The 25,143-nt window shown below is 66.1% G+C and carries 22 protein-coding genes and 1 tRNA gene; 7 read left to right on the forward strand and 16 right to left on the reverse strand.

Translation table 11 applies throughout. The features are described from left to right. Positions 1-18: 18 nt before the first annotated feature. Complete coding sequence (locus AC1M0F_RS03740; RefSeq protein ID WP_480236850.1) at positions 19-1,806, forward strand: glycoside hydrolase family 15 protein; 1,788 nt, start codon at positions 19-21, stop codon at positions 1,804-1,806. Between the two features lie 19 nt (positions 1,807-1,825). On the opposite strand, the gene AC1M0F_RS03745 is transcribed toward AC1M0F_RS03740, so the two are convergent. The 7 genes from AC1M0F_RS03745 to AC1M0F_RS03775 form a co-directional block, all read right to left on the reverse strand. Continuing rightward, the gene (locus AC1M0F_RS03745) at positions 1,826-2,833 is read right to left on the reverse strand and encodes a DUF418 domain-containing protein (RefSeq protein ID WP_480236851.1); all 1,008 of its coding nucleotides are present in this window, start codon (positions 2,831-2,833) and stop codon (positions 1,826-1,828) included. A 21-nt stretch (positions 2,834-2,854) separates the two neighbouring features. Further along, on the reverse strand, positions 2,855-4,543 hold the full coding sequence (locus AC1M0F_RS03750) for an ABC transporter ATP-binding protein (protein WP_480236852.1): 1,689 nt from the start codon (positions 4,541-4,543) through the stop codon (positions 2,855-2,857). Beyond that, positions 4,540-5,598 (reverse strand): ABC transporter permease, encoded by a 1,059-nt coding sequence (locus AC1M0F_RS03755; RefSeq protein WP_480236853.1) that lies wholly within the window; start codon positions 5,596-5,598, stop codon positions 4,540-4,542. Before AC1M0F_RS03755 ends, AC1M0F_RS03750 begins: the two co-directional genes overlap by 4 nt. Before the next feature lie 2 nt (positions 5,599-5,600). Next, complete coding sequence (locus AC1M0F_RS03760; protein WP_480236854.1) at positions 5,601-6,719, reverse strand: ABC transporter permease; 1,119 nt, start codon at positions 6,717-6,719, stop codon at positions 5,601-5,603. 81 nt (positions 6,720-6,800) lie between these two features. After that, positions 6,801-8,429 (reverse strand): ABC transporter substrate-binding protein, encoded by a 1,629-nt coding sequence (locus AC1M0F_RS03765; protein WP_480236855.1) that lies wholly within the window; start codon positions 8,427-8,429, stop codon positions 6,801-6,803. 252 nt (positions 8,430-8,681) lie between these two features. After that, positions 8,682-8,754 (reverse strand) — tRNA-Glu (locus tag AC1M0F_RS03770). Positions 8,755-8,795: 41 nt separating this feature from the next. Beyond that, positions 8,796-9,710: a diacylglycerol/lipid kinase family protein gene (locus tag AC1M0F_RS03775; RefSeq protein WP_480236856.1), complete on the reverse strand. Its 915-nt coding sequence runs from the start codon at positions 9,708-9,710 to the stop codon at positions 8,796-8,798. A gap of 79 nt (positions 9,711-9,789) precedes the next feature. Between AC1M0F_RS03775 and AC1M0F_RS03780 the strand changes: the two genes are divergently transcribed. Then, positions 9,790-10,428: an MBL fold metallo-hydrolase gene (locus AC1M0F_RS03780; protein WP_480236857.1), complete on the forward strand. Its 639-nt coding sequence runs from the start codon at positions 9,790-9,792 to the stop codon at positions 10,426-10,428. Here the strand turns inward: AC1M0F_RS03780 and AC1M0F_RS03785 are convergent. Genes AC1M0F_RS03785 through AC1M0F_RS03820 form a run of 8 tightly spaced genes read right to left on the reverse strand, consistent with a single transcriptional unit; the run spans position 10,425 to position 17,412 of the window. Further along, on the reverse strand, positions 10,425-12,188 hold the full coding sequence (locus AC1M0F_RS03785; RefSeq protein ID WP_480236858.1) for an ATP-binding protein: 1,764 nt from the start codon (positions 12,186-12,188) through the stop codon (positions 10,425-10,427). The two genes, AC1M0F_RS03780 and AC1M0F_RS03785, sit on opposite strands and share 4 nt — an antisense overlap. Continuing rightward, positions 12,185-12,586, reverse strand: a complete 402-nt coding sequence (locus tag AC1M0F_RS03790) for a response regulator (protein ID WP_480236859.1) — start codon at positions 12,584-12,586, stop codon at positions 12,185-12,187. Before AC1M0F_RS03790 ends, AC1M0F_RS03785 begins: the two co-directional genes overlap by 4 nt. Continuing rightward, positions 12,579-12,944: a response regulator gene (locus AC1M0F_RS03795; protein ID WP_480236860.1), complete on the reverse strand. Its 366-nt coding sequence runs from the start codon at positions 12,942-12,944 to the stop codon at positions 12,579-12,581. The genes AC1M0F_RS03790 and AC1M0F_RS03795 overlap by 8 nt, the downstream gene beginning before the upstream one ends. Continuing rightward, positions 12,941-13,111: a hypothetical protein gene (locus AC1M0F_RS03800; RefSeq protein ID WP_480236861.1), complete on the reverse strand. Its 171-nt coding sequence runs from the start codon at positions 13,109-13,111 to the stop codon at positions 12,941-12,943. The genes AC1M0F_RS03795 and AC1M0F_RS03800 overlap by 4 nt, the downstream gene beginning before the upstream one ends. Then, complete coding sequence (locus AC1M0F_RS03805) at positions 13,108-14,607, reverse strand: glycosyltransferase family 2 protein (RefSeq protein ID WP_480236862.1); 1,500 nt, start codon at positions 14,605-14,607, stop codon at positions 13,108-13,110. Before AC1M0F_RS03805 ends, AC1M0F_RS03800 begins: the two co-directional genes overlap by 4 nt. Next, entirely contained in the window at positions 14,604-15,338 is a 735-nt protein-coding gene (locus AC1M0F_RS03810; protein ID WP_480236863.1) for a PHP domain-containing protein, read from the reverse strand. Before AC1M0F_RS03810 ends, AC1M0F_RS03805 begins: the two co-directional genes overlap by 4 nt. Next, positions 15,335-16,336 (reverse strand): ATP-grasp domain-containing protein, encoded by a 1,002-nt coding sequence (locus tag AC1M0F_RS03815; RefSeq protein WP_480236864.1) that lies wholly within the window; start codon positions 16,334-16,336, stop codon positions 15,335-15,337. Before AC1M0F_RS03815 ends, AC1M0F_RS03810 begins: the two co-directional genes overlap by 4 nt. Next, positions 16,333-17,412, reverse strand: a complete 1,080-nt coding sequence (locus tag AC1M0F_RS03820; RefSeq protein ID WP_480236865.1) for a PIG-L deacetylase family protein — start codon at positions 17,410-17,412, stop codon at positions 16,333-16,335. The genes AC1M0F_RS03815 and AC1M0F_RS03820 overlap by 4 nt, the downstream gene beginning before the upstream one ends. A gap of 251 nt (positions 17,413-17,663) precedes the next feature. Between AC1M0F_RS03820 and treS the strand changes: the two genes are divergently transcribed. Next, entirely contained in the window at positions 17,664-19,904 is a 2,241-nt protein-coding gene (gene treS / locus AC1M0F_RS03825) for a maltose alpha-D-glucosyltransferase (RefSeq protein ID WP_480236866.1), read from the forward strand. A gap of 24 nt (positions 19,905-19,928) precedes the next feature. Here treS and AC1M0F_RS03830 read toward each other — a convergent pair whose 3' ends face one another. Next, positions 19,929-20,513 carry a M23 family metallopeptidase gene (locus AC1M0F_RS03830; protein ID WP_480236867.1) on the reverse strand — a complete coding sequence of 195 codons (585 nt, stop codon included), beginning with the start codon at positions 20,511-20,513 and terminating at the stop codon, positions 19,929-19,931. A 252-nt stretch (positions 20,514-20,765) separates the two neighbouring features. Here AC1M0F_RS03830 and AC1M0F_RS03835 point away from each other — a divergent pair, with 252 nt between their 5' ends. The 4 genes from AC1M0F_RS03835 (at position 20,766) to AC1M0F_RS03850 (ending at position 25,141) form a co-directional block, all read left to right on the forward strand. Further along, entirely contained in the window at positions 20,766-21,917 is a 1,152-nt protein-coding gene (locus AC1M0F_RS03835; RefSeq protein ID WP_480236868.1) for a LacI family DNA-binding transcriptional regulator, read from the forward strand. Positions 21,918-22,018: 101 nt separating this feature from the next. Next, positions 22,019-23,284 (forward strand): extracellular solute-binding protein, encoded by a 1,266-nt coding sequence (locus tag AC1M0F_RS03840; protein WP_480236869.1) that lies wholly within the window; start codon positions 22,019-22,021, stop codon positions 23,282-23,284. After that, the gene (locus tag AC1M0F_RS03845; protein ID WP_480237357.1) at positions 23,284-24,240 is read left to right on the forward strand and encodes a carbohydrate ABC transporter permease; all 957 of its coding nucleotides are present in this window, start codon (positions 23,284-23,286) and stop codon (positions 24,238-24,240) included. The genes AC1M0F_RS03840 and AC1M0F_RS03845 overlap by 1 nt, the downstream gene beginning before the upstream one ends. Positions 24,241-24,250: 10 nt before the next feature. Next, positions 24,251-25,141: a carbohydrate ABC transporter permease gene (locus AC1M0F_RS03850; protein ID WP_480236870.1), complete on the forward strand. Its 891-nt coding sequence runs from the start codon at positions 24,251-24,253 to the stop codon at positions 25,139-25,141. The last annotated feature ends 2 nt before the right edge of the window (positions 25,142-25,143 follow it).

Genomic DNA, 25,143 nt, shown 5'->3' on the forward strand with positions numbered 1-25,143 from the left:
GGATGACACACTGAACCCGTGGCCATGGGAATCGAAGACTACGCACTGATCAGCGACTGTTACACGGCGGCGCTCGTCGGCGCCGACGGCAGCATCGACTGGCTGTGCATGCCGAGGTACGACTCCCCGTCGATGTTCGGCGCACTGCTCGGCACCGAGGACCACGGCCGCTGGCACCTGGCGCCGACCGACCCCGATGCGACAGCGACCCGGTCGTACGAAGGCGATTCATTCACACTCATCACACGGTGGACGACCGCGACCGGCATCGTGGAGGTCACAGACGTGATGCCTCGCGCCGACCACCGCGCCGACATCATCCGCCGCGTGCGTGGCATCTCCGGCCACGTCGAACTCAGCCAACGGCTGCGCATCAGGTTCGGCTATTCGATGGCCATGCCCTGGGTGCGGAAGATCCACGGTGAAGACGGCACAGCGCTCGTCGCCGTTGCCGGACCCGATGGCGTCATCGTCCGCGGGCCGGAGATGGCCGCCACCGACCACGAGCACGCCGGTTCCTTCGTCGTGACCACGGGCGAGATCGTCGACATCACGATGACCTGGTTCCCCTCCCACCGCGAACCGCCTGCCGCGATCGACGTCGACTCCCAGCTCGCGATGACCCGCGACTGGTGGGAGGACTGGTCGGGGATCTTCGAGCAGCACGGCGCGTACTCCAGCGAGGTGGCCAGGTCCCTGCTCGTGATGCGGGCGCTCACGCACGAGGAGACGGGCGGCATCGTCGCAGCCGCGACGACGTCTCTGCCCGAGAACTTCGGTGGCAGCAGGAACTGGGACTATCGGTACGTCTGGCTTCGCGATGCGTCGCTCACGGTCACCGCGCTCCTCTCGTGTGGCATCACCGAGGGAGTCGACCGCTGGCGGCTGTGGCTTCTGCGGGCCATCGCCGGCGATCCGAAGGACGTGCAGATCATGTACGGCCTCGGGGGTGAGCGCGACCTGCTCGAGCGGGAGATGCCGAGCCTGCCCGGTTACGCCGGGTCGTCGCCGGTGCGGATCGGCAACGCAGCGGCACTGCAGTTCCAGTCGGACGTCATCGGCGAGGTCATGATCGCCCTCCACGATGCTCGCGTCGCCGGGGTCGAGGAGACCTCGTTCTCATGGTCGCTGCAGCGCTCCCTGGTGAGCTTCATCGAGACCCACTGGCAGACACCCGACCAGGGCATCTGGGAGATCCGTGGGGAGCCCCGCCGCTTCACCCACTCCCGCGTCATGATGTGGGCGGCGTTCGACCGCGCGATCCGGGCGGTCACCGACTTCGGTCTCGACGGCCCTGTCGACCGGTGGATCGAGATGCGGGCGCTCATCCGTGAGGAGATCGAAGCTGAAGGCTTCGACGAAGCGCGGAACACCTATACGCAGTTCTACGGCACCACCGAGGTCGACGCCTCGCTGCTGCAGCTCGTCGACGCCGGTTATTGTCGAGCGGACGACCCGCGGATGCTCGGCACGGTCGCCGCCATCGAGGCAGACCTGTTGCGCGAGGGCCTGCTGCTGCGCTACCGGACACAGGCGGGAGTCGACGGGCTGCCGGGCGACGAGCATCCATTCCTGGCCTGCTCGTTCTGGCTGGTCTGTCAGTACGCCCGCACCGACCGGCTCGATGAGGCGCGTGCGCTCATGGACCGGCTCGTCGGCTTCTCGAACGATGTCGGCCTGCTGAGCGAGGAATACGATGTGACGAACGGCCGCCAGGCGGGCAACACCCCTCAGGCGTTCTCCCACCTCGCGCTCGTGCTCGCCGCGAAGGCGATCCGCGCCGGTGACGCCCGCAGGGCCGCCTGATCGCCGGGGCGGCCGCTGATCACCTCCTGCCGGACGCCAGGGCCATCAGCCGCTCCATCGGCCCGCGACCGAAGACGTACCGCCACAGACTCGCTCCGACGATCGACGCCACCGCCAGACCGATCAGCAATGGCCAGCCCGGGTAGTCGGGACCACCGGCATCCCGGGCCCCTGCCACCATCGCGAGCACGACGATCTGGGTCGTGTAGACGGTGAGCGCCAGCGCCCCTGTCGCACCGAGAGGCCACAGCACGAACCGGACGGCGCGGGGCGCCCCTTCGCCCGTCGTGGCGAGGACAAGGAGACCGATGACGGCGAACGCCGTTCCGCCCGAACCGAGCATCTCGGCTGTCGATGAGGAATGGGCTGCCGCCGTGACGTCGGGAAGCACGGCTGCGCCGCCGTAGCCGGCCACTGCGCCCGCTGACCCGCCGAGAATCATCCAGGCCTGCGTTCGGCGCCGGCGCAGGCCGGACCGCGCGGCGATGAGTCCGGCGATGAGGACGGGTAGCCAGACGAGTGCCGGGTACGCCCCCGTCAGGAGATAGTCCCGGGCGAGCTCGATCGCCGAACGGACGACATCATCCTCCGGAGCGACCTGCCGCGCGAGCGCAGGCGCTGCGAAGAGGAGCACGGCGGCGATCACCGCCAGCGCGACCCGCGGCAGGAAGAGGAGCGGGAGCAGAAGCAGGAACATGACGGCGTAATAGTCGAGGATGATGGCGATCTCGCTGCCGAGGGTGGCGAGCAGCACGCCGAGCAGGAACACGAAGAGGGCACGGACGAGGACGACGCGTCGGATGCCTCCGCGCGCACCGCGAGCAGGCGGCTCCTCCCCTCCTGACAGCAGCCCGAGCGAGACGCCGGCGAGTGCGGCGAAGAGGATCGATGAACGCCCGTCGACGAGGAGTTCACCGTCACCGTCCCTCGGCATCGCGTGAGCTACGAACATCCCGAGGATGGCGAGGCCGCGCGCGATGTCGACCCCGGCGATGCGGGGAGTTCCCACAGCGACGGGGTCGGACACGGCGGTCACCTGCGGTGAGACTCAGGCAGGCGCGTCTGCTGAACGCAGGGTCGCCAGCACGCGGCGTCGTTCGGCCTGCGCGATCGGATCCGGCACCGGCAGCGAAGCCAGCAGCCTCTGTGTGTACGGGTCCTTCGGGGCCCCGAGGACCTCGTCGCCCGTCCCCTCCTCGATGAGTTTGCCGTGGTAGAGCACGGCGATCCGGTCGGAGAGGATGTCGACGACCGCGAGGTCATGGCTGATGAACAGCGCTGCGAAGCCGAGTTCACTCTGCAGCTCGGCGAACAGCTCGAGCACACGGGCCTGGACGGAGACGTCCAGCGCCGATGTGGGCTCGTCGGCGATGAGCAGGCTCGGGTCCAGGGCGAGGGCGCGCGCCAGGCTGGCACGCTGACGCTGGCCTCCGCTGAGTTCGTGCGGGTACCTGTTGCCGAAAGCCTTCGGCAGCTGAACCGCCTCGAGGAGTTCACCCACACGCTGGGTGACGGCTCTCTGGTCGAGATCCTTACGGTGCACCTTGAGAGGCTCTGCGACGCACTCGGTGATGGTCAGCAGCGGGTTGAAGCTCGTTCCGGGGTCCTGGAACACGAATCCGATGGAGCGGCGGAGCGGCCGGAACCTGCTCTCCTTCACCCCGTTCATCTCGGTTCCGAGCACGGTCAGCGACCCGCCGGTCACCGTGGTGAGTCCGGCGATGGCGCGACCGATCGTGGTCTTGCCTGACCCCGACTCCCCCACCAGTCCGACGACCTCACCGGGGGCGATGGAGAAGGAAACGCCGTCCACGGCGACGAACCCAGGCCGGCCGAGACGGCCGGGGTATTCGATCTGCAGGTTCTCGGCACGAACGACAGGGACGGCGGCTGTGTCGACCGGAGCCTTCCTCTCGGCGGCCTCGATCTTCTGCCCGATCCTCGGCACTGCGGCGAGGAGCTTCTTCGTGTAGTCGTTCTGCGGGTTCGCGAAGAGGGTCAGGGCATCCGCTTCCTCGACGACGCGCCCCTGATACATCACGGCCACCCGGTCGGCGAGGTCGGCGACGACACCCATGTTGTGGGTGATCAGCACGATCGACGCTCCGAATTCGTCGCGACAGCGCCGCAGAAGGTCGAGGATCTCGGCCTGCACGGTGACGTCCAGGGCGGTCGTCGGCTCGTCGGCGACGATGAGTCCCGGGTTCAGCACGAGCGCCATGGCGATGACGACACGCTGCTTCTGGCCACCGGAGAACTGGTGCGGGTAGTAGTCGACGCGGGTCTCCGGGTCGGGGATGCCCACCTGGGTCAGGATCTCGACGGCACGAGCGCGTGCCGCCTGGCGCTTCAACTTCGGGTCGTGGGCCCTGAGGCCGGCGGCGATCTGCCAGCCGACGGTGTAGACGGGGTTCAGGGCGCTCGACGGCTCCTGGAACACCATCGAGACGTCTGCGCCACGGATCCGGCGGAGTTCGTCCTTCGACACCGAGACGACGTCGTTCTCGGACATCCCGTCCCTGCTCCGCAGGATGATGGCGCCGGCGCTCGTCGCCGTCTCGGGAAGGAGACCGAGGATGGTCTTGGCTGTGACGGTTTTGCCGCTGCCGGACTCCCCCACGATGGCGAGGACTTCGCCTGGTGCGACGGTGAGGCTCACCTGGTCGACAGCCTTCACGGCTCCGGCGTCCGTCGCGAACGAGACGTCCAGGTTCCTGATCTGCAGCACGTCGCTCATGGTCGTCCTTCGTTCTCGAGCCCGGCGAGTCCGCCGGGGCCTGCAGTGAGCGTTCCGCCGGGTACGACGGATGTCTCGGCGACGGTACCTGACGCGGCTCCGACGGCACGGCGGCCGCGCAGGCGCGGGTCGGCGAGGTCGTTGAGGCTCTCGCCGACGAGGGTCACGCCCATCACCGTGAGGACGATCGCGAGACCGGGCGGGATCGAGGTCCACCAGATCCCGCTGGACACGTCTGCGAGGGCCTGCTTGAGGTCGAAGCCCCATTCTGCTGCCGATGTGGGCTCGATGCCGAAACCGAGGAATCCGAGACCCGCCAGGGTGAGGATGGCCTCGGAGGCGTTGAGCGTGAAGATCAGCGGCAGGGTCCGTGTGGCGTTCCTGAGCACGTGGCGGAACATGATCCTGACGTTGCTCGTGCCGACGACCTTCGCCGATTCGACGTACGCCTCCGACTTGATCCGCACGGTTTCGGCGCGGATCACCCGGAAGTACTGCGGGATGAAGACGACGGTGATCGAGATCGCCGCCGCGAGGATGCCGCCCCAGAGGCTGGACTGACCACCCGAGATCGCGATCGACATGACGATCGCGAGAAGCAGCGTCGGGAAGGCGTAGATCGCGTCGCAGATCACGACGAGCACGCGGTCGAGCCAGCCGCCGAAATAGCCGGAGACGAGGCCGAGAGCGACACCGGCGAAGATCGACAGGATGACGGCAACGACGATGACGCCGAGCCCGGTCTGCGCTCCCCAGATGACCCGGGACAACACGTCGTACCCGCCGACGGTGGTGCCGAGCAGGTGCTCGGGATTCGGGGGCTGTTGTGCGCCGAACGGCCCGTCCGCGTCCCGCAGCTGGCTGAACCCATAGGGCGCGAGCACAGGGGCGAAGATCGCCGTGAGGATGAACAGGGCGGTGAGAACGAGGCCGGCGACGAGCATCCCGCGCTGGATCCCGACACTCTGGTGCAGCTGGTGGACGACGGGCAGGCGTCGCCAGAGGCTCCGCTTGCGCACGGGGGGAACCGTCGATGTCTGAGGTGTGGTCACCATGGTCAGTACCTCACTCGCGGGTCGATGAGCGCCGCGATCACGTCGACGATGAAGTTGGTCACGGCAACGATCACGGCGAGGAGCACGACGATGCCCTGAACCGCGACGAAGTCACGTGCCTGCAGGTATTCGGTGAGCTGGAATCCGAGCCCCTTCCATTCGAAGGTCGTCTCGGTCAGGACAGCGCCGCCGAGCAGCAGGGCGATCTGGAGTCCGATCACCGTGATGATGGGAATGAGCGCCGGGCGGTAGGCGTGCTTCGTGACGAGACGGTACTCGCTCACCCCGCGGGACCTGGCCGCGTCGACGTAGTCCGTTGACAGCGTCCCGATGACATTGGTCCTGACGAGACGGAGGAAGATTCCCGCCGTGAGCAGTCCAAGTGTCAGTCCGGGAAGGACCGCGTGGGCGACCACGTCGCCCAGGATCTCGGGATCCCCGATGCGGAGTGCATCCCAGAGGTAGATCCCAGTCTTGCCCTCGAGCAGTTGCATCTCGAGTTCGGTGTTCGTGGTGCCACGCCCGGAGACGGGCAGGACCTTGAGCCAGACCGAGAAGACGAGCTTCATCAACATGCCGGCGAAGTACACCGGGATGGCGTAGAAGAGGATGGCGAGCACGCGGAGAACGGCGTCAGGCACCTTGTCGCGGAAGTAGGCCGAGACCATACCGAGCGGGATTCCGACGGCGAAGGCGACGACGAGCGCATACAACGCCAGTTCCAGCGTCGCGGCGCCGTAGACGAAGAGCACTTCGATGACGGGCCGGTTGTCGCTGAGGGTCGTGCCGAAGTTCCCGGTGAAGATCTGTCCGAGGTACTCGAAGTACTGCACGAAGATCGGCCGGTCGTAGCCGGCGGCGGCGATGCGCTCGGCCAGCTGGTCGGCGGTCAGTCGGTCGCCGAGGGCGGCCGTGATCGGGTCGCCTGTCGTGCGCATGAGCACGAAGACGAGCGTCACCAGGATGAAGATCGTGGGGATGATCAGGAGGAATCGGATGAGGAGATAGCGCCAGAGGTTGCCGCCGAGGCGCTTCCGGGAGCGTGCGGGAGCCGGCTTCGTCGCCGGTGTCTGACTCCCGTTCGCGGGGAGAGTGAGGGAACTCAGGGTTCGACCTGCCAATCACAAAGGGTGTGCAGGGCGACCGGTCTGTCGACCGATCGCCCTGCACGAGGAGACCGAAGAATACTTCGGCCGGTTACTTTACTTGGTCAGCGTCGCGTAGCGGAACTTGAACGACGCGTCGAGGGTGACCCCGCCGACGTCGGCTCCGGCGACCGCGACCTGCGATCCCTGGAGGTACGGAACCGTCGAGAGGTCCTCGGCAACCTTCGCCTGGATCTCTTCGAACACGCCGGCACGCTCGTCGGGGTCGACGGTCGATGCCTGCTTCAGGATCAGGTCGTTGACTTCCTCGTTCGCGTAGTGGTTGGCGAGGAAGTTCTCGATCAGGAAGAACGGCGTGAGGTAGTTGTCACCGTCGGAGTAGTCCGGGAACCATCCGAGCTGGTACGCCGGGTAGACGTCGCTCGAGCGGTCCTTCGAGTACTGCACCCATTCCGTGGTCTGCAGGTTGACCGTGAACAGTCCCGACTCTTCGAGCTGCGACTTGATCAGCGCGTACTCGTCGCCAGAGGACGGACCGTAGTGGTCGTTCGAGTACTGCAGGTTCAGTTCAACTGGCTCGGTGATCCCCGCGGCCTCGAGACGTTCAGCGGCCTTCTCTTCAGAAGGTGCGCCGCTGCCGTCGCCGTACAGGTCCTTGAGCACGGTGGTCGCGCCGGTCAGGCCGTCAGGCATGAAGGAGTACAGCGGCGTGTATGTGCCCTTGTAGACCTCTTCAGCGATCTCGTCGCGGTCGATCAGGTCGGCAACGGCCTGGCGGACGGCGAGCGCCTTGGCCGGGTCGGCCTCCGCGGTCGTCGCGCCGAACGGCTGAGTGTTGAAGTTGAAGACGATGTAGCGGATCTCTCCACCGGGGCCCTGGTGGACCTTGACGTCCTTGTTGCCCTCGAGGTCGGCGATGTCCGTGGCGCTGAGGCTGCGGAATGCCACGTCGATGTCGCCCTCCTGAACGGCGAGCTTGAGGTTCGAGGACTCGGCGTAGTACTTGACGTTGACCGTCTTGGTCTCGGCCGCACCGAGCAATCCCTGGTAGTCGGGGTTCGCCTTGTACGAGATCAGGTTGTTGAAGTCGTAGCTCGCGATCGTGTACTGGCCGGCGAAGGCTTCACCGTCGACGATCTCCTTGTCGGGAGTGATCGCGTCAGCCGCGAAGACTTCCTCATCGACGATCGGGCCTGCGGGGCTCGAGAGGATCTGCGCGAAGACCTGGTCGTTCTCCTGCTTGAGGTTGAAGACCGCGGTCAGCTCGTCAGGGGTCTCGACGCTGTCGAGGTTGTAGAGGAGCGAGGAGGGACCGTTGTCATCGGCGATGGCCAGCTGGCGGTCGAACGAGAACTTCACGTCTGAGGAGGTGAGCTCGTTGCCGTTCGCCCAGGTGAGTCCTTCCTTGAGCGTGACCGTGTACTGGGTCGGCGAGGTGAACTCGGCGCTCTCGGCGATGTCGGGTTCGACGTCCGGGCTGCCGTACGGGGTGTTCATGAGGAACGGGAACACCTGGTTCATCACGGCGAATGAGCCGTTGTCATACGAACCGGCCGGGTCGAGGGTCGTGACCTTGTCGGTCGTTCCCACCGTGATCGATGACGCTTTGCCGTCTGCTGACTTGTCGCCGGACGTGCCTGCGCAGCCGGAGATCGCGAGGGCCGTGACAGCGAAAGCTGCTGTGACCGTTGCGATTCGCTTGCCGTTGGTGGATGCGGATGCCATATCCGTCTCCCCTTCTGTGAATGTGCGGACAGAGGGCGCGCAGACAGTTCTCTGCAACGCCGCAGTGCTTTGGTGTGTTCCTTTACTAGCACAGGACTATGCAGGACGTGAGGCACTACGGCCCAGGACGCGCGGGATTTACACATTCGCAACAATACGGCGAAGATACTGCAGCGAATTGCGGAGATCGCTGTACGAGGGAGAGAAAGCAAAAATGCCCGGCCCCCTTTTTCAAGGGAACCGGGCGTGTTGTGACCCCAACGGGATTTGAACCCGTGTTACCGCCGTGAGAGGGCGACGTCCTAGGCCGCTAAACGATGGGGCCGGAAACAACGTGTTCGAGTATGGCACACGAATCGGCGGTGATCAAATCAGCCCGGGAGCGAGAACCCGGAGCGCTCCTGGGAGCACGTGGATGTCGATCGGGAGCGGGCCGATCCGCTCTCCATCCGCGTACGCGACGACACCATCTGCATCGATCCTGACTCTTTCCAGAGTGCGAAATGACACGACATCCAGCTGTGTATGCGTTCCGGAGAATACTTTGGGGAAGAACCGCAGCAGCCGGAATCTGCCGACAGGAGCGACCGTGAAGAGGTCGAACCGCCCGTCGTCCACCCGGGCATGCGGCACCACCTTCATCCCGCCTCCGATGGACACGTTGTTCGCCACAGAGATGAGGACGGCGTCCACGGCGGTGGGCACGCCATCGACAACGAGGTCGTACCGTCTGGACGACAGGAAGAGAAGCTCACGGAGCAACGCGAGGGTGTACCGGCTCTTGCCCCTGGGCCGCCGCCACGAGTTGGCGCGGTCGTTGACGAGGGCGTCGAACCCGGCCGAGACGACGCCGACGAACCGGGTCTCGGAGATACCGTGACGCACGACACCCACGTCGATCACCCGCGGCGCAGTGCCGAGAGCGCTCAGCAGGCCACTGATGGCCGCGACGGTGTCGTCGACGGGGATCCCGAGACCGCGTGCTGTGTCGTTCCCGGTTCCGCTCGGCACGATCCCCAGGGGGATGCCGCTGTCCCCGAGTTCGTTGACGGCCAGGCTGACCATCCCGTCGCCTCCGACGACAACGAGGGCGTCCACGCGGTCGTCGACGGCGCGGGCGACGGCGATACGCAGAAGCTCGGCGTTCGGCTCCTTCAGCGCCCTCACGTGGTGGCCTGCTGCCAGGAGAGCGTCGACCACGGCAGGGCCGACGTCTCGGGTCCGGCCGAAGGATGCGGTCGGGTTGATGGCCACGGCGATGTGGCGTGTGATCGGGTTCACGCTGTTGATTATGGCAGCGGAACACACCGCCTCTGCGCGCCGTCTTGAAAGCGCACCCGCGAGGGTATTAGCTCTGGGTATGCGATTGACCAAGCTCGAGCACGCCGCCCTCATCCTCGAAGAAAACGGACGCAAGCTGTTCATCGACCCCGGGTCGTTCACGACGGCGATCACCGAGTCGGCCCAGGCCGTGGCGATCGTGATCACCCACGAGCATCCCGATCACTGGACCCCAGAGCAACTCGGTCGCATCCTCGACAAGAACCCGGATGCGCAGGTGTTCGGGCCTGCCGGCGTGGTCGCCGCTGCTGCGCCGTTGCCCGTGCGGATGGTGCAGGCCGGGGACGTCGTCGAGGTCGGCGGATTCACCCTCGAGTTCTTCGGCGCCAGGCACGCGGTCATCCACGAAAGCATTCCCGTCGTCGACAATCTCGGCGTGCTCGTCAACGGGTCGGTGTACTACGGCGGCGACTCGTACACCGTGCCGGAGGGCGTCGAGGTCGACGTCCATGCCGTGCCTGCAGGCGCCCCCTGGTTGAAGATCGGCGACGTCATGGACTACGTTCTCGCGGTGAAGGCGAAGCGCACCTTCCCCACCCACGAGATGACCCTCTCGAAGGCGGGCAAAGACATGGCGAATCTGCGGATCACCTGGGCCACGGAACAGAACGGCGGAGAGTTCTTCGCCCTCAACCCCGGGGACACCCTCGACATCTAGGAGTGCGCGGGAACCTTCGCGTCGAGCGGGAGACGCAGGGTGAAGACCGTGCCCGCCCCCTCCACGCTGGCTACATCGAGCTCTCCCCCGTGAGCCTGCACGATGGCCTTGGTGATGACGAGGCCGAGCCCCACCCCAGGCACTGCGTTCGCCGTCGCCGTCGTGGCCCGGAAGAACCGGGTGAACAACTGGTCGAGTTCAGCGGCCGGGATTCCGATGCCGGTGTCGCGCACGGTGATCTCCAGAGGGCGATCGCCGTGGGGCTCGACGAGTCCGACGCTCACGCTTCCTCCACGAGGCGTGAACTTGATGGCATTCGAGATGAGGTTGTCGATGGCCTGCCCGAGCCGTCCCCGATCACCGAGGATGACGAGGTCGCTGGAGTTCCCCTCGGCGGACAGCTGGATGCCTGCGGCCTCTGCGACCGGCCTGGCCGAGTCGACGGCACTCGACACGAGTTCGCTCGGAACGACCTCTCCGAGGGAGAGCGGGAAGCCGCCTGAGTCGGCCTGTGCCGTGAAGAGGAGGTCGCCGACCAGGCCGAGCAGACGGTGGGCGTTGCGCTCGGCCACGCCCAGGTAGAGCTGCTGCTCCGCGGAAAGCGGTGAGTCCTCGTCGTCCTTCATGAGCTCGAGGTAGCCGAGGATCGAGCTGAGCGGTGTGCGGAGCTCGTGGGATACGAGCCCGACGAACTCGTCCTTCAACCGGGACACCTCGACCGCCTGCGTGATGTCTGTGGCGACGAAGATGTACCCGCTCGTGGCGCCGGCAGCGTCCACGCGCGGCGTCACGGCCACCTCGACAGGGAACTCCTCGCCGTTATGCCGCCGGTAGGTCCAGTCATGCATCTCGGGCACCCCGAGACGAGCGGATTCGACCAGGGCTGAGAAGCCTGGGTTCAGTACCGTCGCTCCTGGAGGATAGTTCAGCTCCCGTGAGCGGTTCTCGAGCTCGTCTTCCCGGTGGAAGGCGAGGATGGACGCGCGTCCGATCGTCTCCTCCGCCGTCCAACCCAGCATCGAAGCCGCACCCGGATTCCACACATTGATCGTTCCCGTCAGATCCGTCCCGATGATCGCCTGGACGGTGACGGCGTCGAGCACGCTGCTCGTGAGCTCGTTGGCTTTGCGCAGTTCGAGGCCGGACTGATGAAGCTGTGCTGCCTGCTCCTGGGCCTCGGCGAGGGCCGCCTCACGCTCCTCGGCGAGGGCGCGGATGGACTGCAGCCGGGCGCGATTCTGACGGGACATTTCGTTGACGACGGCAGCGACGACGGTGAAGACGAACGGCGCGACGACCCCGCGCAGCCATTCGGCCCTCCCGTCGGGCACCTCACCGAGGACGATGAACGGCATCATGAGGGCAACCGCCGTGCCGACGCCGGCGACCAGGATCCAGCGCCGTCCCTCCTCTGCCGCGATCCAGACCACCGGCAGGATGATGAGCGACGAGAAGAGCGAGGTTGCCCCTCCCGTACCGACCCGGAGCAGGGCAATCGCGAGGAGGGCGATCAGGGGGACGACGAGTGCGACCGTCGATGACACCGGCCTGCGGGTGAAGACGAAGGCCAACACCACCGAGAACAGCCCGACGAGGATCGATGCGGTGAACGCCATGGGCTGGGTCACCGGCAGATCGGGCGCCGTCAGGGAGATGGCGACGGCGACACCGAGGGCGATGGTCGTCGGGACGTGTTTGATCAGAGGACTCGGCCGGTCGACGCTGACCCAATGGCTGACGACTGCGAACAGCGATCTCACTCCGCGCGCCCCCGTTCTGCGGCGAGGGCGATGAGTTTCTCGGACAGCAGCTTCGGGCTGAACGGCTTCGGCATGAAGTCGTCAGCACCCGCCTGGGTTCCGGCCTCACGCGAGGCGCCGCTGACGCCGGCGGAGAGCAACAGCACAGGGATGTGGGCGAGCGACGGTTCGCTGCGCACGAGGCGGCACACGTCGAGTCCGCTCATCCCCGGCATGGACACGTCGAGGACGACGAGTTCCGGCTTGTGATCCTGGATGGCTCGCCAGGCGTCGTCTCCGTCGACGGCCGTGGCCACGAGCTCGAGGCCTGCCTTGCGAACGGCGATCTCCACAAGCATCCGCATGTCCGCATCGTCGTCGGCGATCACCACGCGGCGGGTCACAGCGGATTCACTCATCGGTACTCCAGTCAGGGAGGCAGCTCGCGAGCACGTCCTCGACCTGCGCGCGGGTGAACGGTTTGGGCAGCACGCCGTCCGAGCTCGGGAAGTCGCTGGGGTCGAGCACGCTCGTCACCACGATCGCGCACTCAGGACGTTCGCGCTTCATCTGGGTGATGAACGTCGGACCGTCCATTCCGGGCAGGATCAGGTCGACCACCGCAAGATCCGGCGTCGTCTCCCTGTACGAGACGATGGCCGCTTCGGCAGATTCTGCCAGGACCACGGTGCAGCCGGCACGCTCGAAATTGAGACGGAGAAGGTCACGCTGATCGACGTTGTCCTCGACGATGAGAACCAGGGGGCCAGCGCTCATACGAAGAACAACTCACGGATGACGACGAGGACGACGACGAACGCGAGGGCGATGACCGCCTTCGGGATGAGAGCCCACTCACCGGAGCGGTTGCGATCGATTTCTTCCTGGAGGACGGCGTCACCGGGATTTCGCGGATCGACGGGTGCTGCATGTCGAGCGGTCATGCGGTGACCCTTCCCGTCTTTTCGGTCTTGTCCCACTTCGCCTCAGCGTGTCGGAGTTCCTTGATGTACGAGTCGAATGTGATCGCGCACAGTAGAGAACCATATCCGACGAGATAGACGAGAGTGGGCGTGAGCACGCGGCCGATTGCCGTGTTCTCGATTTTCCGTGCGAGCCACGCGCCAAGCATGGAGACGGAGATCCAGAGGTAGATCGACAGGGTGATCCAGAACAAGCCGCTCTCGGTCAGTTCAAGACCGAACAACGATGGCAGCCACTCCAGGAGGAACCCGGGGAAGAACGCGGTCAGCATGACGAGCATGGAGATGATTCCGGGGAAGGTGAGCACTTCACGCCAGGTCTTCCGCGTCAGTTCAGGATCGAGCTGGACCGCGAAGGCAAGCGTGAAGACGAACGTGCAGGCCGCAGAGATCCAGAGTGCCCGGAAGATGACCGATGCCAGGTCACTCTGCAGCAGGAGGAGCCCGACCAGGCCGACCGACGACAGAATCATGGCGATCGGCAGCAGCCAGAGACTGAACCAGACAAGTCCGAACGAGATCGTGCCGAGCTTGTGGGTGCGGGAGGGGCGGAACCAGATGTTGCGATACCTCGAGGTGACCGTCACGTTGCCGCGTGCCCACCGCAACCTCTGCTTCCACAGCGCGTCGATCGATCCGGGCTCCTCGGCGAGGACGATGGCGAGCGGTTCGAAGACCACGGAGCGGCCGCCGAGTTGTGTCTCGAACGTCGTGATCGTGTCTTCGGCCAGCGACGACGTGTCGATCTGACCGCCGATGGCGAGGAGGTTCTCCCTCGAGTGCAGCTGGGCTCCCCCGGCGAGGCAGGCCTGCGCGCCGAGGACATTCTGGGCGCGCCTGGCCGCAGGCTGGGAGAGCACATACTCCAGCGCGATGAACCGCGTCAGGTAGTTCTTGTCCCTGCTGCCCTCGCGGATGTAGGCGGAAACCGCCCCGACCTCAGGGTCCGCAAGGTGGCGGGTCATCCGCCGAAGCGAATTGGGCGAGTAGATCACGTCGGCATCCATGACGAGCAGGGCTTCCATCCAGTCGTCTTCGAGGATGACCCGGATGCCGTGGTTGAGGGTGTGGGCCTTGCCCTGGCCACCCTGCTCACGTCGCAGGTGGAACACGTTGCCGGGGAATTGTTCGGCCTTCGCGCGGATCACGTCAGGGGTGTCGTCGGTGCTGGCGTCGTCGACCACGTAGAGCCGGAGCGATTCCAGAGGGTATTCGAGGGCCATCAGCCGGTCTATGGACGCACCGATCACCGCGCCTTCGTTCCAGGCAGGGATGACGATGGCCACGCGCGGCGTGTACGGCTTCGCCTTGGCATAGTGATTGCGGAACGCGTGGAGAGGGATCGCGAGGAATGAGTATGCCGCTGAGATCACGGGAATCGCACCGGTGCCGACGAAGACGAGGAGCACGATGGTCAGGGCGCCGAGAAGGATTGTGCCGATGTCGAGGGCGTTCATCGGGCACCGGCATCCGTCAGAAGTGTCACGACCTCGGCGTATCGGCCGACGTCCTCGGCCGAGTGGCTGTCGGTCGACGCGACGAGCTCGACCCCTGCGTCGAGTGCGGCCCGCAGCGTCCGCGGCCCTGGGCACGCCCACTTCTCGTTCACTTCGAGGAGCGTCCCGGTGCGTACGGCGGCCGTGGCCCACGCGGAGAGGTGCTCGTCGGTGAGATCGGACTCGTCCAGCCCGATCTTCGGAAGGATCGAGAAGCAGTGGGCGAGCTGGCCGGCCGGCACGGACTCCATCGCCCCGATCAGAGCCCCCACGAGAAGGTCTATCGCGTCGGATGCCGCGAGGCCCGCATCGAGTCGCTCGCGGGTCTCCCGTGGTGACCAGGGCCCGTCCGGCCCGGGGAACTGGTGGTCGGCGATGAGAACGGCGTCGATCCCGTTTTTTCCGAACTGCAGGCCGGGAGGCACGTCGAGGGTTCCCCTGGCGTCGAGGATCTTCGCTTCGACACCGCTGAGCACTGTGAGCCCGTCGGGGACGTCGAGTTTCCTCACCGACTCAAGGAACTCGGGCACCCACGCGGTCGACTGCCGGACGTGGTCCACGAGGCGGATCCGCTCGAGCCCACGTGCCGCTGCAGCGGCGACGTTCTCGGACAGTGTGCTCGTCGCGTCGTCCGAGTACGTGGAGTGGACGTGGTGGTCCCCCGCGAGGATCGAGCGGACCCCAGCTGTCACTGTTCGGGTCCTTCGTCGTGCGCCGCGTTCTCGGAGTACAGGATGTCGTCGATGGGCACGAAGACGTCTTCGAGGAACCTGACGTTTGCGATCTCGGCGAATGGGACTGATTCGGGCAGCTGCACGCCGAGCGCGAGGTCGAGGGCCAGGGACGGCATGTCGACGCCCGCCGCGATGGTGAGCGGCATCGCCCCTGGAAACCTCGGGTTCACTTCGAGAAGCGCCGCGACTCCATTGCGGTCGTACCTGAGTTGCACGTTGGCGACACCGACGAGGCCGATGGCCGTTGCGACGGAGGCTGCGGTGCGCTCGAGTTCGTCGTTGGTGACCGTGCGCCCGGCGATGGAGACACCGGAGTCGACCCGGGTGCGGGTGCGGGGCACGGCTGCGATCACACTGCCGGAGGCGTCGGCGAAGACGTCGACCGAGAACTCATCACCGGGGAGGTGCTCCTGGATGATCAGGGCATCGTCGTAGCCGAGCGCGGTGAGCGCGTCGCGGTCATCGACGACACGCACGCCGCGCGAACCGGCCCCCCGGCGGGGCTTCACGATGACCGGGAATTCCCACCCCTCTGCGACACCGTCGGCGTCGAGCAAGCGGGTCTCTGGAACGCGGACGATCCCTGTGCAACGTTCGGCGAGGAGGAATTTGTCGAGTGTGACCTCGAGGGTCTCGATCGACGGCGCCGCGAGGACGGCTCCGGTCCCGTCATGGAGCTCGTCACGGCGGGCAGCCAGTGCCGGCAGTTCGGCATCGACGGTGGAGAAGACGACGTCGATCTCGTCCGCCCGGCAGATGTCGATGATCGCGTCGACGAACTCGGGGGCGAGACCGCGCGGGACGATGCGACGACGGTCAGCCGGCACGAGGTACAGACCACTCGCCCAGCCGTCCATGTCCGCCGAGAACAGGTCGACATCCGCCCGCTTCAGCAGCGAACGGACCACGGCGACACCGGCAGGACCTCCGGTTCCTGTCACGAGTACTCGCGTCATCGTTGTGCTCCCTGCTCGTAGTTACGCTGTCTCTCGGCGCGCGCGGCGCTTTCGATGTCGGCGTGCGACGCCTTCACGTCGGATGCTTCCCTGATGATCTCGAGAGGCTCGCTGCTCTTCCCCGCGCCGTAGCGACTCCAGTACCGCGCGGTCGCCAGCACGAAATCAGGTTCGAGGTAGTCGCGGATGTCAGCCTGCGACGCGAAGCAGGCCAGCAGCGCGAGCTTCTTCTCGGTAAAGCCGTCGATGGAGGCGAACCGGTTGGGTCGGAAGTCGACCGTGGCCGACGGGCTCTGGAAGCATGCGACCGTCTTCACCCGGCGCGTGGCGACGAGGGCGGCCGCGTGCACGGCACGGTGGTCCTGGTGGCGGTCGTGGTCGCTGTGCGTGTAGACGATGGTCGGTTTGACCTCTGCGACGACCCGCTCGATGATGCCGACCGTCGGGTCGGCGTTGCTGATGGCCGTGTCAGGCAGGTCTTCGAGGAAGAGGCGAGCACCGAGCATCTCCGCCGATGCCAGGGACTCGTGCTGCCGGCCGTCTGCCTCGCCGCCGCGGGCGCCGCGGGACAGAGTGAGGATCGCGACCGTGTCTCCTGCGGCCCTGTGCGCGGCGAGCAGACCACCCACACCGATCTCCACGTCGTCAGGGTGGGCGCCGATCGCGAGGACGACATTGCGGCTGACGGACGCCTGTGCTCGGCGGAATTCTTCGGCGAGCCGGGTGGACACGCTCACGAGATCGGCGGATGAGACGGGTTTCGTCAGGAACTCGTCCGCTGCGTTCCGCAGGGCGGAAACCGCGTAACTGACAGAGACGTGGGCGGTCATCACGACGACAGGGGTGCCCGGCTGGACGTCGCGGACCTGTGCGATGAGGTCGAGTCCGCTGAGCCCCGGCATCTCGATGTCGGTGATCACGACGTCTGGCGCGAAATCGCGTACGGCCTGTGCGGCCTCCAACGGATCGGAAAGCGCCTGGACCTCGAATCCACGCCGCGTGAGCACGGTGCGGACGTAATACAGGACGTCGAGGTCGTCTTCCACCACGATCGCGCGGAACGGGTTGGTTGTCACAGGTCTCCCCTCAAGGCCGTCCGACTACTCTAGGTCCCAGAGGATCGGCGTCACCGCATATGTCCCGCTCACCGCCCGGCGTTTTCACTATCGGCCGCTTACCGGCGTAGCGTCATCCGTTACACCACAACCCGACCATCGCACCACGGGCACCACCTCGTTACCGCTCGATGCGGACAGCGGGCATATTCTACAAACGCGGGAAGGCCGACCGCCGCTCCGCGGCCACCTGACCAGAGGAGCACGACACGATGACTGACGAACCGGAGATCGAGCCGATCGAGATCACCTATGACGAGGATCTCTACCCGGCACGGCCCAAGCGCCTGCGACCCCGCTCCAACATGCGGGCCAGCAGCATCCGCCGTTCTTTCTCCGACCCGAGGTCCGCTGACGGATCGAACCCGTCGTACGTGGAGTGGCTGACCCGCCAGTCGATGCTCAGGGATGCCGAAGTCCTCGGTCGGGGACTGTCAGGGCAGCCGAGCATGTGGAGGAACCCCTACGCCCGCCCGGATGCCCGCCGGGCGATTCGCACGGCATCGGTCTGGTTCACGGCGTACCCGATCTCGCTGATCACCGGCGAGCAGTCCTACCTCGCCTCGCTCGGAGACGAAGCGCTGTGGGAGGCCTTCGAAAAGATCGGTATCACCGCGGTGCACACCGGTCCGGTGAAGCAGGCAGGCGGAATCACCGGCTGGGCGAGCACCGCAAGCGTCGACGGTCACTTCGACCGCATCAGCACCCAGATCGACCCTGCGTTCGGGTCAGAGGACGAGTTCAGGCAGCTCTCCGACGTCGCCGACCAGCACGGCGGCAGCGTCATCGATGACATCGTTCCCGGTCACACCGGAAAGGGCGCCGACTTCCGCCTCGCCGAGATGGGTTACAAGGATTACCCGGGGATCTACCACATGGTGGAGATCCCTGAGGAGGACTGGCACGAACTGCCCCCGGTGCCGGACACGCGGGACTCCGTGAACCTCGACGCCGCGACGGAGGCCAGGCTCGCCGACCTGGGATACATCATCGGTCAGTTGCAGCGCGTCATCTTCTACTCCCCCGGCACGAAGGAGACGAACTGGAGCGTCACGGCCCCGGTGCTCGGTGCCGACGGCCGGACCAGGCGATGGGTGTACCTGCACTACTTCAAGCAGGGTCAGCCGTCGATCAACTGGCTCGACCCCACCTTCGCCGGGATGCGGCTCGTCATCGGCGACGCCCTCCACTCACTCGGAGACCTCGGATCCAGCGCGCTCCGGCTCGATGCGAACGGATTCCTCGGCGTCGAGAAGAGCGCAGAAGGCACCCCAGCGTGGTCGGAAGGGCACCCCCTGTCCGAAGCCGCCAACCACCTCATCGCCGGCATGGTGCGCAAGGTCGGGGGCTTCTCGTTCCAGGAGCTCAACCTGACCATGGAGGACATCCGCGACACCGGTCGTGTCGGCGCCGACCTGTCGTACGACTTCATCAACCGTCCCGCGTACCAGCACGCCCTCGCGGTGGGTGACACGGAGTTCCTGCGCCTCACGCTTCGGACCTCGCTCACGACGGGCGTCGAGCCGGTCGGGCTCGTCCACGCCATGCAGAACCACGACGAGCTCACCTACGAGCTGGTCCACTGGGCGACGAGACACCGCGCGGACATCTACCCGTTCCGCGACGAGGAGATGACCGGCGCCCAGCTCGCCGAGACGATCCGCGGCGACCTCCTGGAGAAGCTCACCGGGGACGCGGCCGACTACAACCTCGTGTTCACGACCAACGGGATCGCCTGCACCACGGCATCCGTCGTCGCGGCCGCACAGGGACACACCACCCTGGCGTCGATCACCGAGGCACACGTCGACGAGATCAAGCGCGCTCATCTCCTGCTCGTGATGTTCAACGCCTGGCAGCCAGGGGTGTTCGCGCTGTCCGCGTGGGACCTCCTCGGCATGCTGCCCCTGCCGTCGAGCGAGGTCACGGACCTCATCGCCGAAGGTGACACCCGCTGGGTGCATCGTGGCGCCCACGACCTCATGGATGTCGACCCGGAAGCGACCGTCTCCAGTTCGGGAATGCCTCGAGGGCGGTCCCTCTACGGGTCGCTTCCCCACCAGCTGGCCACTGAGAATTCCTTCGCCAGCGAGGTGTCGCGGATCCTGACGATCCGGTCGACGCTCGGAATCGACGTCGGAACACAGCTGGACATCCCTGATGTCGCCCACCCGGGCATGCTCGTGATGGTGCACAGGCTCGACGACGGCGACGCGTCGATGGACGACGCCCAGGTTCAGGTCACCGTGCTCAACTTCACCGGCGAGCCGATCGAAGGCACCGTGCGCTCCGAAGCGCTCATCGCGCGACGCTCGGTCATCGACGCCGAGAGCGGGCTCGAGATCGGGCGGGTCGACGACCTCGAGAGCTTCGCCGTACGGCTGGAGCCGTACGCGGGTCTGTGCCTGCTGATCGGCGATTCCGAGGAGGATGCGTCGGTCTCGAGCGACTGACCAGGGATCCGTCGCCGGAGACGGTCAGAGCTTGATGCCGCGGAACGCCATCCACGGTGCCGGGTCGATGAACACCCCGCCGACGCGGATCTTGAGGTCGAGGTGGCAGCCGGTGGCGACACCGGTTGCTCCGACGTTCGCGACGATGGTCCCTGCACGGACCTGTTGTCCGACAGTCACCTTGAGCGAGTTGAGCTGGGCGTGCCCGTAGACGGAGGCAACGCCTGCGCCATGGTCGATGATTATTCGCTGGCCGAACCCGCCTCCATCCCCGGAGAAGGTCACCCGGCCGGGTGACACGGCCTTGATCGGCGTTCCGCAGGGCGAGCCGAAGTCGATTCCCTCGTGAACGGACGAGGAGCAACCAGCGGGGTTGCAGATGATGGGTCGCGGTCCGAACACCGAGGTGACCCGCCCGGGGACCGGTCTGATCCATGCGGCGTCAGCGTCGTGCATGTAGTTGCCGTCCGCGGTCACGGCAGCCCCAGCCGGCAGGGCGACGCCACCGAGAAGGCTGGGGACGCCCACCAGCAGTGCGAGGAGCGACAGGGCCGCCGTGCGACGCAACCGCGACATCGCCGGCGGAGCGGTGGAGGCTCGGCGGGTCATCGGGGCACAGGTCCGGCGCTCGAACGGGGCAGCTGGTCAGCCATGTGAGTGTGTCCTGTCGGTCGGAAAGATCGGAGGCCGCGCGAGCGGATACCGTCGAGGACTCCCCCACCACCGGCAACCCTCGACGGGATGACGGTGCGCTGACCGGTACCCAGTGTCGCACGCCGACAGCGTCTCGGGGAGGCCTCTTTCGCGGGGTGCCTGGCGCGCCGCCGCTTTCCGATGGCTAAGGTTTCCTGTGGAGGGAAGATGAAGACTGGTCGACGGCGCCCAACGGTGTACGACGTTGCCGAGCGCGCCGGGGTGTCGATTGCGACGGTGTCGTTCTCGTTCCGCCGCCCGGATCAGGTGCGCGAGGAGACCCGAAATCTGGTTCTCGCCGCCGCCAAAGAGATCGGATACATCCCCAGCGCTTCGGCGAGAAGCCTCGCGCACGGGCGTACCGGCGCCTTCGGACTTCACTCGTTCGATCTGCTGCTCGAGGAACCACAGGGCGGCGATACGACCGCGTCCGATCGGGTCGGCTCCTCGCAGACCCTCGACATCTCCCAATCGATGATCCCGTGGGACGACGCCAACGACGACCTGCTGTCGAATCCCAGGGCGTTTCCCCTCTACGTCGACGAAGTCCAGCGCGGATTCGAACTGGAATGCAACAGCCAGGGCCGCCCTGTCCTCCTCAGCAGCGGCGCTGGGGCAAGCACGTCTGTGGCCGAGACAGCCGGGCGGGTCGACGGACTCGCGATCTTTCCGGCGCAGACCGGACTGGCCGCACTCGAGCACGTGTCGTTGAAGATGCCCGTCGTCTTGTTCAGCGCTCCTCCTGCTGACGACGGCCACCACCGCGTACTGGTCGACAACGACGGCGGCATGCGCGAGCTCGTGACCCATCTTGTCCGCGAACACGGACAAACGGATCTGGCGTTCGTCGGTGCCCTGACGGTCGCGGACTACCGAGAACGATTCCTCGCCATGCAGGACACCCTCCGGAGTTTCGGTCTCCCCGCTCCCGAGTCGGAACTGGACGCAACGGTGCTCGGAGAAGGTCGTGGCTTCGCGCGGGTGCTCGAACTGCTCCGATCGGGCAATCTCCCTGGCGGACTCGTCTGCGCCAGCGACCAGCTCGCCCTCAACCTCCTCGACCTGCTCCAGAGCCACGGCGTGCGGGTGCCGGAGGATGTCGTCGTCACCGGTTTCGACGGCATCCTGGCCGGCCGGTTGTCGCAGCCGTCGATCACCACGGTGCGGCAGCCGATGGAGACCATGGGCCGCGTGGCCGCCCGTCTCCTGATGGACGAAACGTCTACTCCTGCCGCTGAGGCCCGGGTGATCCGGCTCGGAACGAAACTGGTTCTGCGGGCCAGTTGTGGCTGCCCGGCCCGCACGATTCACGCCGTTTAGTTGAACTGGCCCCATTCTCGTGCCATACTCGTGGGCATCCGATCTATGCGCTTAGATTCGGACGCCTCGCTGAGGCGAGCTACTTGTTCAAGGAGGAACACGTGAAGAAGACCACCCAACTCGGCGTCCTGGCGGTGACGATGGCTGCGGTACTCGGGCTCACCGGCTGCGGCCGTGCCGACGAGTCTGCGTCCACTCCGGATGACGCGAGCACGATCGGATCCGGCCCCGCCACAGGGACTGTCACCATGTGGGCCATGGGCGCCGAAGGTGAGAAGCTGCCCGAATTCGTGAAGGAGTTCGAGAAGGCGAACCCTGATGCCACCGTCGAAGTGACCGCGATCCCCTGGGATGCCGCTCACAACAAGTTCCAGACCGCGATCGCCGGGGGCAACACACCGGACATCGCGATGATGGGTTCGACGTGGATGGCTGACTTCGCCGATGCGTTCACCACCGTCCCGACCGACCTCGACACGTCTGACTTCTTCGAAGGTGCGCTCAGCACCACCGAGGTCGCCGACCGTGCGACCGGTGTGCCGTGGTACGTCGACACCCGCGTGCTCTACTACCGCACCGACCTGGCCGAGAAGGCCGGCTGGAGCGAGGCTCCCACGACGTGGGACGACCTCAAGCAGATGGCCTCCGACATGAAGACCAAGGCAGGAGCCGACTTCGGGATCCGCCTCCCTGCGGGGAACGACTCCTTCCAGGGCACGCTCTGGATGCCCTGGTCCAACGGTGCGAGCCTGACCGCGGACGACGCCTGGACTCTGGACACGCCCGAGATGGTCGAAGCCTACGAGTACTACCAGAGCTTCTTCGCCGACGAGGTTGCTGACGCTGACGCGGATGTGTCCGCCGGCGCCCAGGAGGCCGCGTTCGTCGACGGAAGCACGCCGATGCTCATCGAGGGTCCGTTCATGATGGGCCAGCTCGACACCCTCGGTGGCGAGGGCTTCGCCGACAAGTACACCACCGCTGTGCTGCCCACGCAGGAGTCGTCGACGTCCTTCAGTGGCGGGGCAAACCTCGTCGTGTTCGATAAGAGCGAGAACCAGAAGTCGGCGTGGAAACTCGCCCAGTGGCTCAGCACTCCCGAGACCCAGCAGGCCTGGTACGAGCTCACGGGTGACCTGCCGGCAACACCGACGGCATGGGATGCCCCTGCACTGGCCGACGACCCCAAGCTCGCCGTGTTCGGCACCCAGCTGGAAACCGCTGAGGCGCCTCCGGTGAGCACCACCTGGGTTCAGGTCTCAGCGGCAGCCGACCAGGCGCTCGAGCAGATCCGACGCGGGAACGTGTCGGTCGCTGATGCGCTGAAGGATCTTCAGGGCAAGGCTGACTCGATCGGTCTGGACTGATCTTGTCTCTCCCAGCCGTCCTCCCGGCCGAGGTGCGCCAGCGCCCCGGCCGGGGAGGCAAGACCAGAATCCGGCAGTCGCCGCGAGCACGTCGGCAGGCGCTCATCGCGTGGGGCTTCGCGCTCCCGTTCGTGATCGTCTTCGCAGTTTTCATGCTCGTGCCGATCGTCGGCTCGTTCGCGATGTCGTTCACCGATTTCCGGGCCAGCGACATCCAGACCCCGTTCGCGGTGAGCTTCACCGGCTTCGAGCAGTACGCGACGCTGTTCGCCGACGACCGCTTCCTGAAATCGCTCGGTGTCACCGGGATGTTCGTCATTGTCGGCATCCCCCTCACCATGGCGGTCGCCCTCGCGCTCGCCCTCGGCCTGAATACCGGAAGGGGACGGATCGTGTCCGTTCTCCGGGTCGGCTTCTACGCTCCCGTCGTCACGAGCATCGTCGCCATCTCCGTCGTGTGGCGCTACATCCTCCAGCAGGACGGGCTCCTCAACAGCGGTCTCGCGATGATCGGCATCACCGGTCCCAACTGGCTGAACGACACGACCTGGGCGCTCCCGTCGCTGATCATGATGGCGGTCTGGCGCAACGTCGGAACCCTCATGGTCATCTTTCTCGCCGGCCTGCAGGCCATCCCGGAAGACGTGCAGGAGGCTGCTCTCATGGACGGCGCCGGCCCGTGGCGCCGACTGCGCTCGATCACGATCCCGCTCCTGCGCCCGACGCTCCTTCTCGGTGCTGTCCTGATCTCAGTGGGCTACCTCCAGTTCTTCGAGGAAGCGTTCGTGATGACTAAGGGTGGGCCGCTGGATTCGACCCTGTCCATCGCCTATTACACCTACCAGCAGTTCGGATTCGGCGAGTACGGTCTCGCGTCGGCTGCCAGCTATGTTCTGTTCCTCGCGATCGCTCTCCTGGCGCTGGTTCAGTTCCGCGTCCTGCGTTCGAAGGATTGAGGGAAAAGCCATGACCGCGACAACCACCTCACTCTCCGCTCCGGCCTCCGTGCAGGACACACCACCTCCCGCACGGCGTCGCCGCCGTGTCAGCGGACGCGCCCTGACCTTCATCGTTCTCGGCCTGGGCCTCCTGGTCTGGCTGGTGCCGTTCGTCTGGATGGCACTCGGGTCGGTGAAGACCCAGAGCGAGATCCTCCAGCGACCACCCACCTGGTGGCCGGAGAACCCGACATTCGATAACTTCGCCCAGTGGTTCGGGCCGCTGAACTTCGGCACGTTCTTCTCGAACAGCCTCATCGTCGCCGTCATCACCGTGCTCGGCAACATCGTGTTCTGTTCCATGGTCGGCTACGCCCTCGCGAAGCTGGAGTTCCCCGGCAAGAACGTGCTCTTCACCCTGGTGATGGTGACCCTGATGGTCCCTGGCGTCGTCACCTTCGTGCCTCTGTTCGTGATGGTGTCCAAGCTCGGTCTCGTCAACACCTATGCCGCGCTGATCCTCCCGTTCATCACAGCCCCGATCGGGGTGTTCCTGATGCGGCAGTTCATCCTCGGCATCCCGGATGCGCTCATCGAGGCCGCGAGGATCGACGGCGCCGGGGAGTTCCGGATCTTCTCCCGGATCGTCATGCCGCTGTGCGGTCCCCCGCTGGCGACTCTCGGCATCCTGACCTTCCTGGCGTCGTGGAACAACTTCCTTTGGCCACTCGTCGCGGCGCAGAGCGAGTCGAAGTACACCCTGCCGGTCGCGCTCTCGCTGTATTCCACCGGTCAGAACGCCACCAATTACGGCATCCTGCTCGCGGGATCGGTGCTCGTCATCACCCCGATCCTCGCTCTGTTCGTGCTGCTCCAGCGCTACTTCATCCGTGGCGTGGCCACAGCGGGACTGAAGTAACT

Source organism: Mycetocola sp. Y719 (assembly GCF_056713205.1).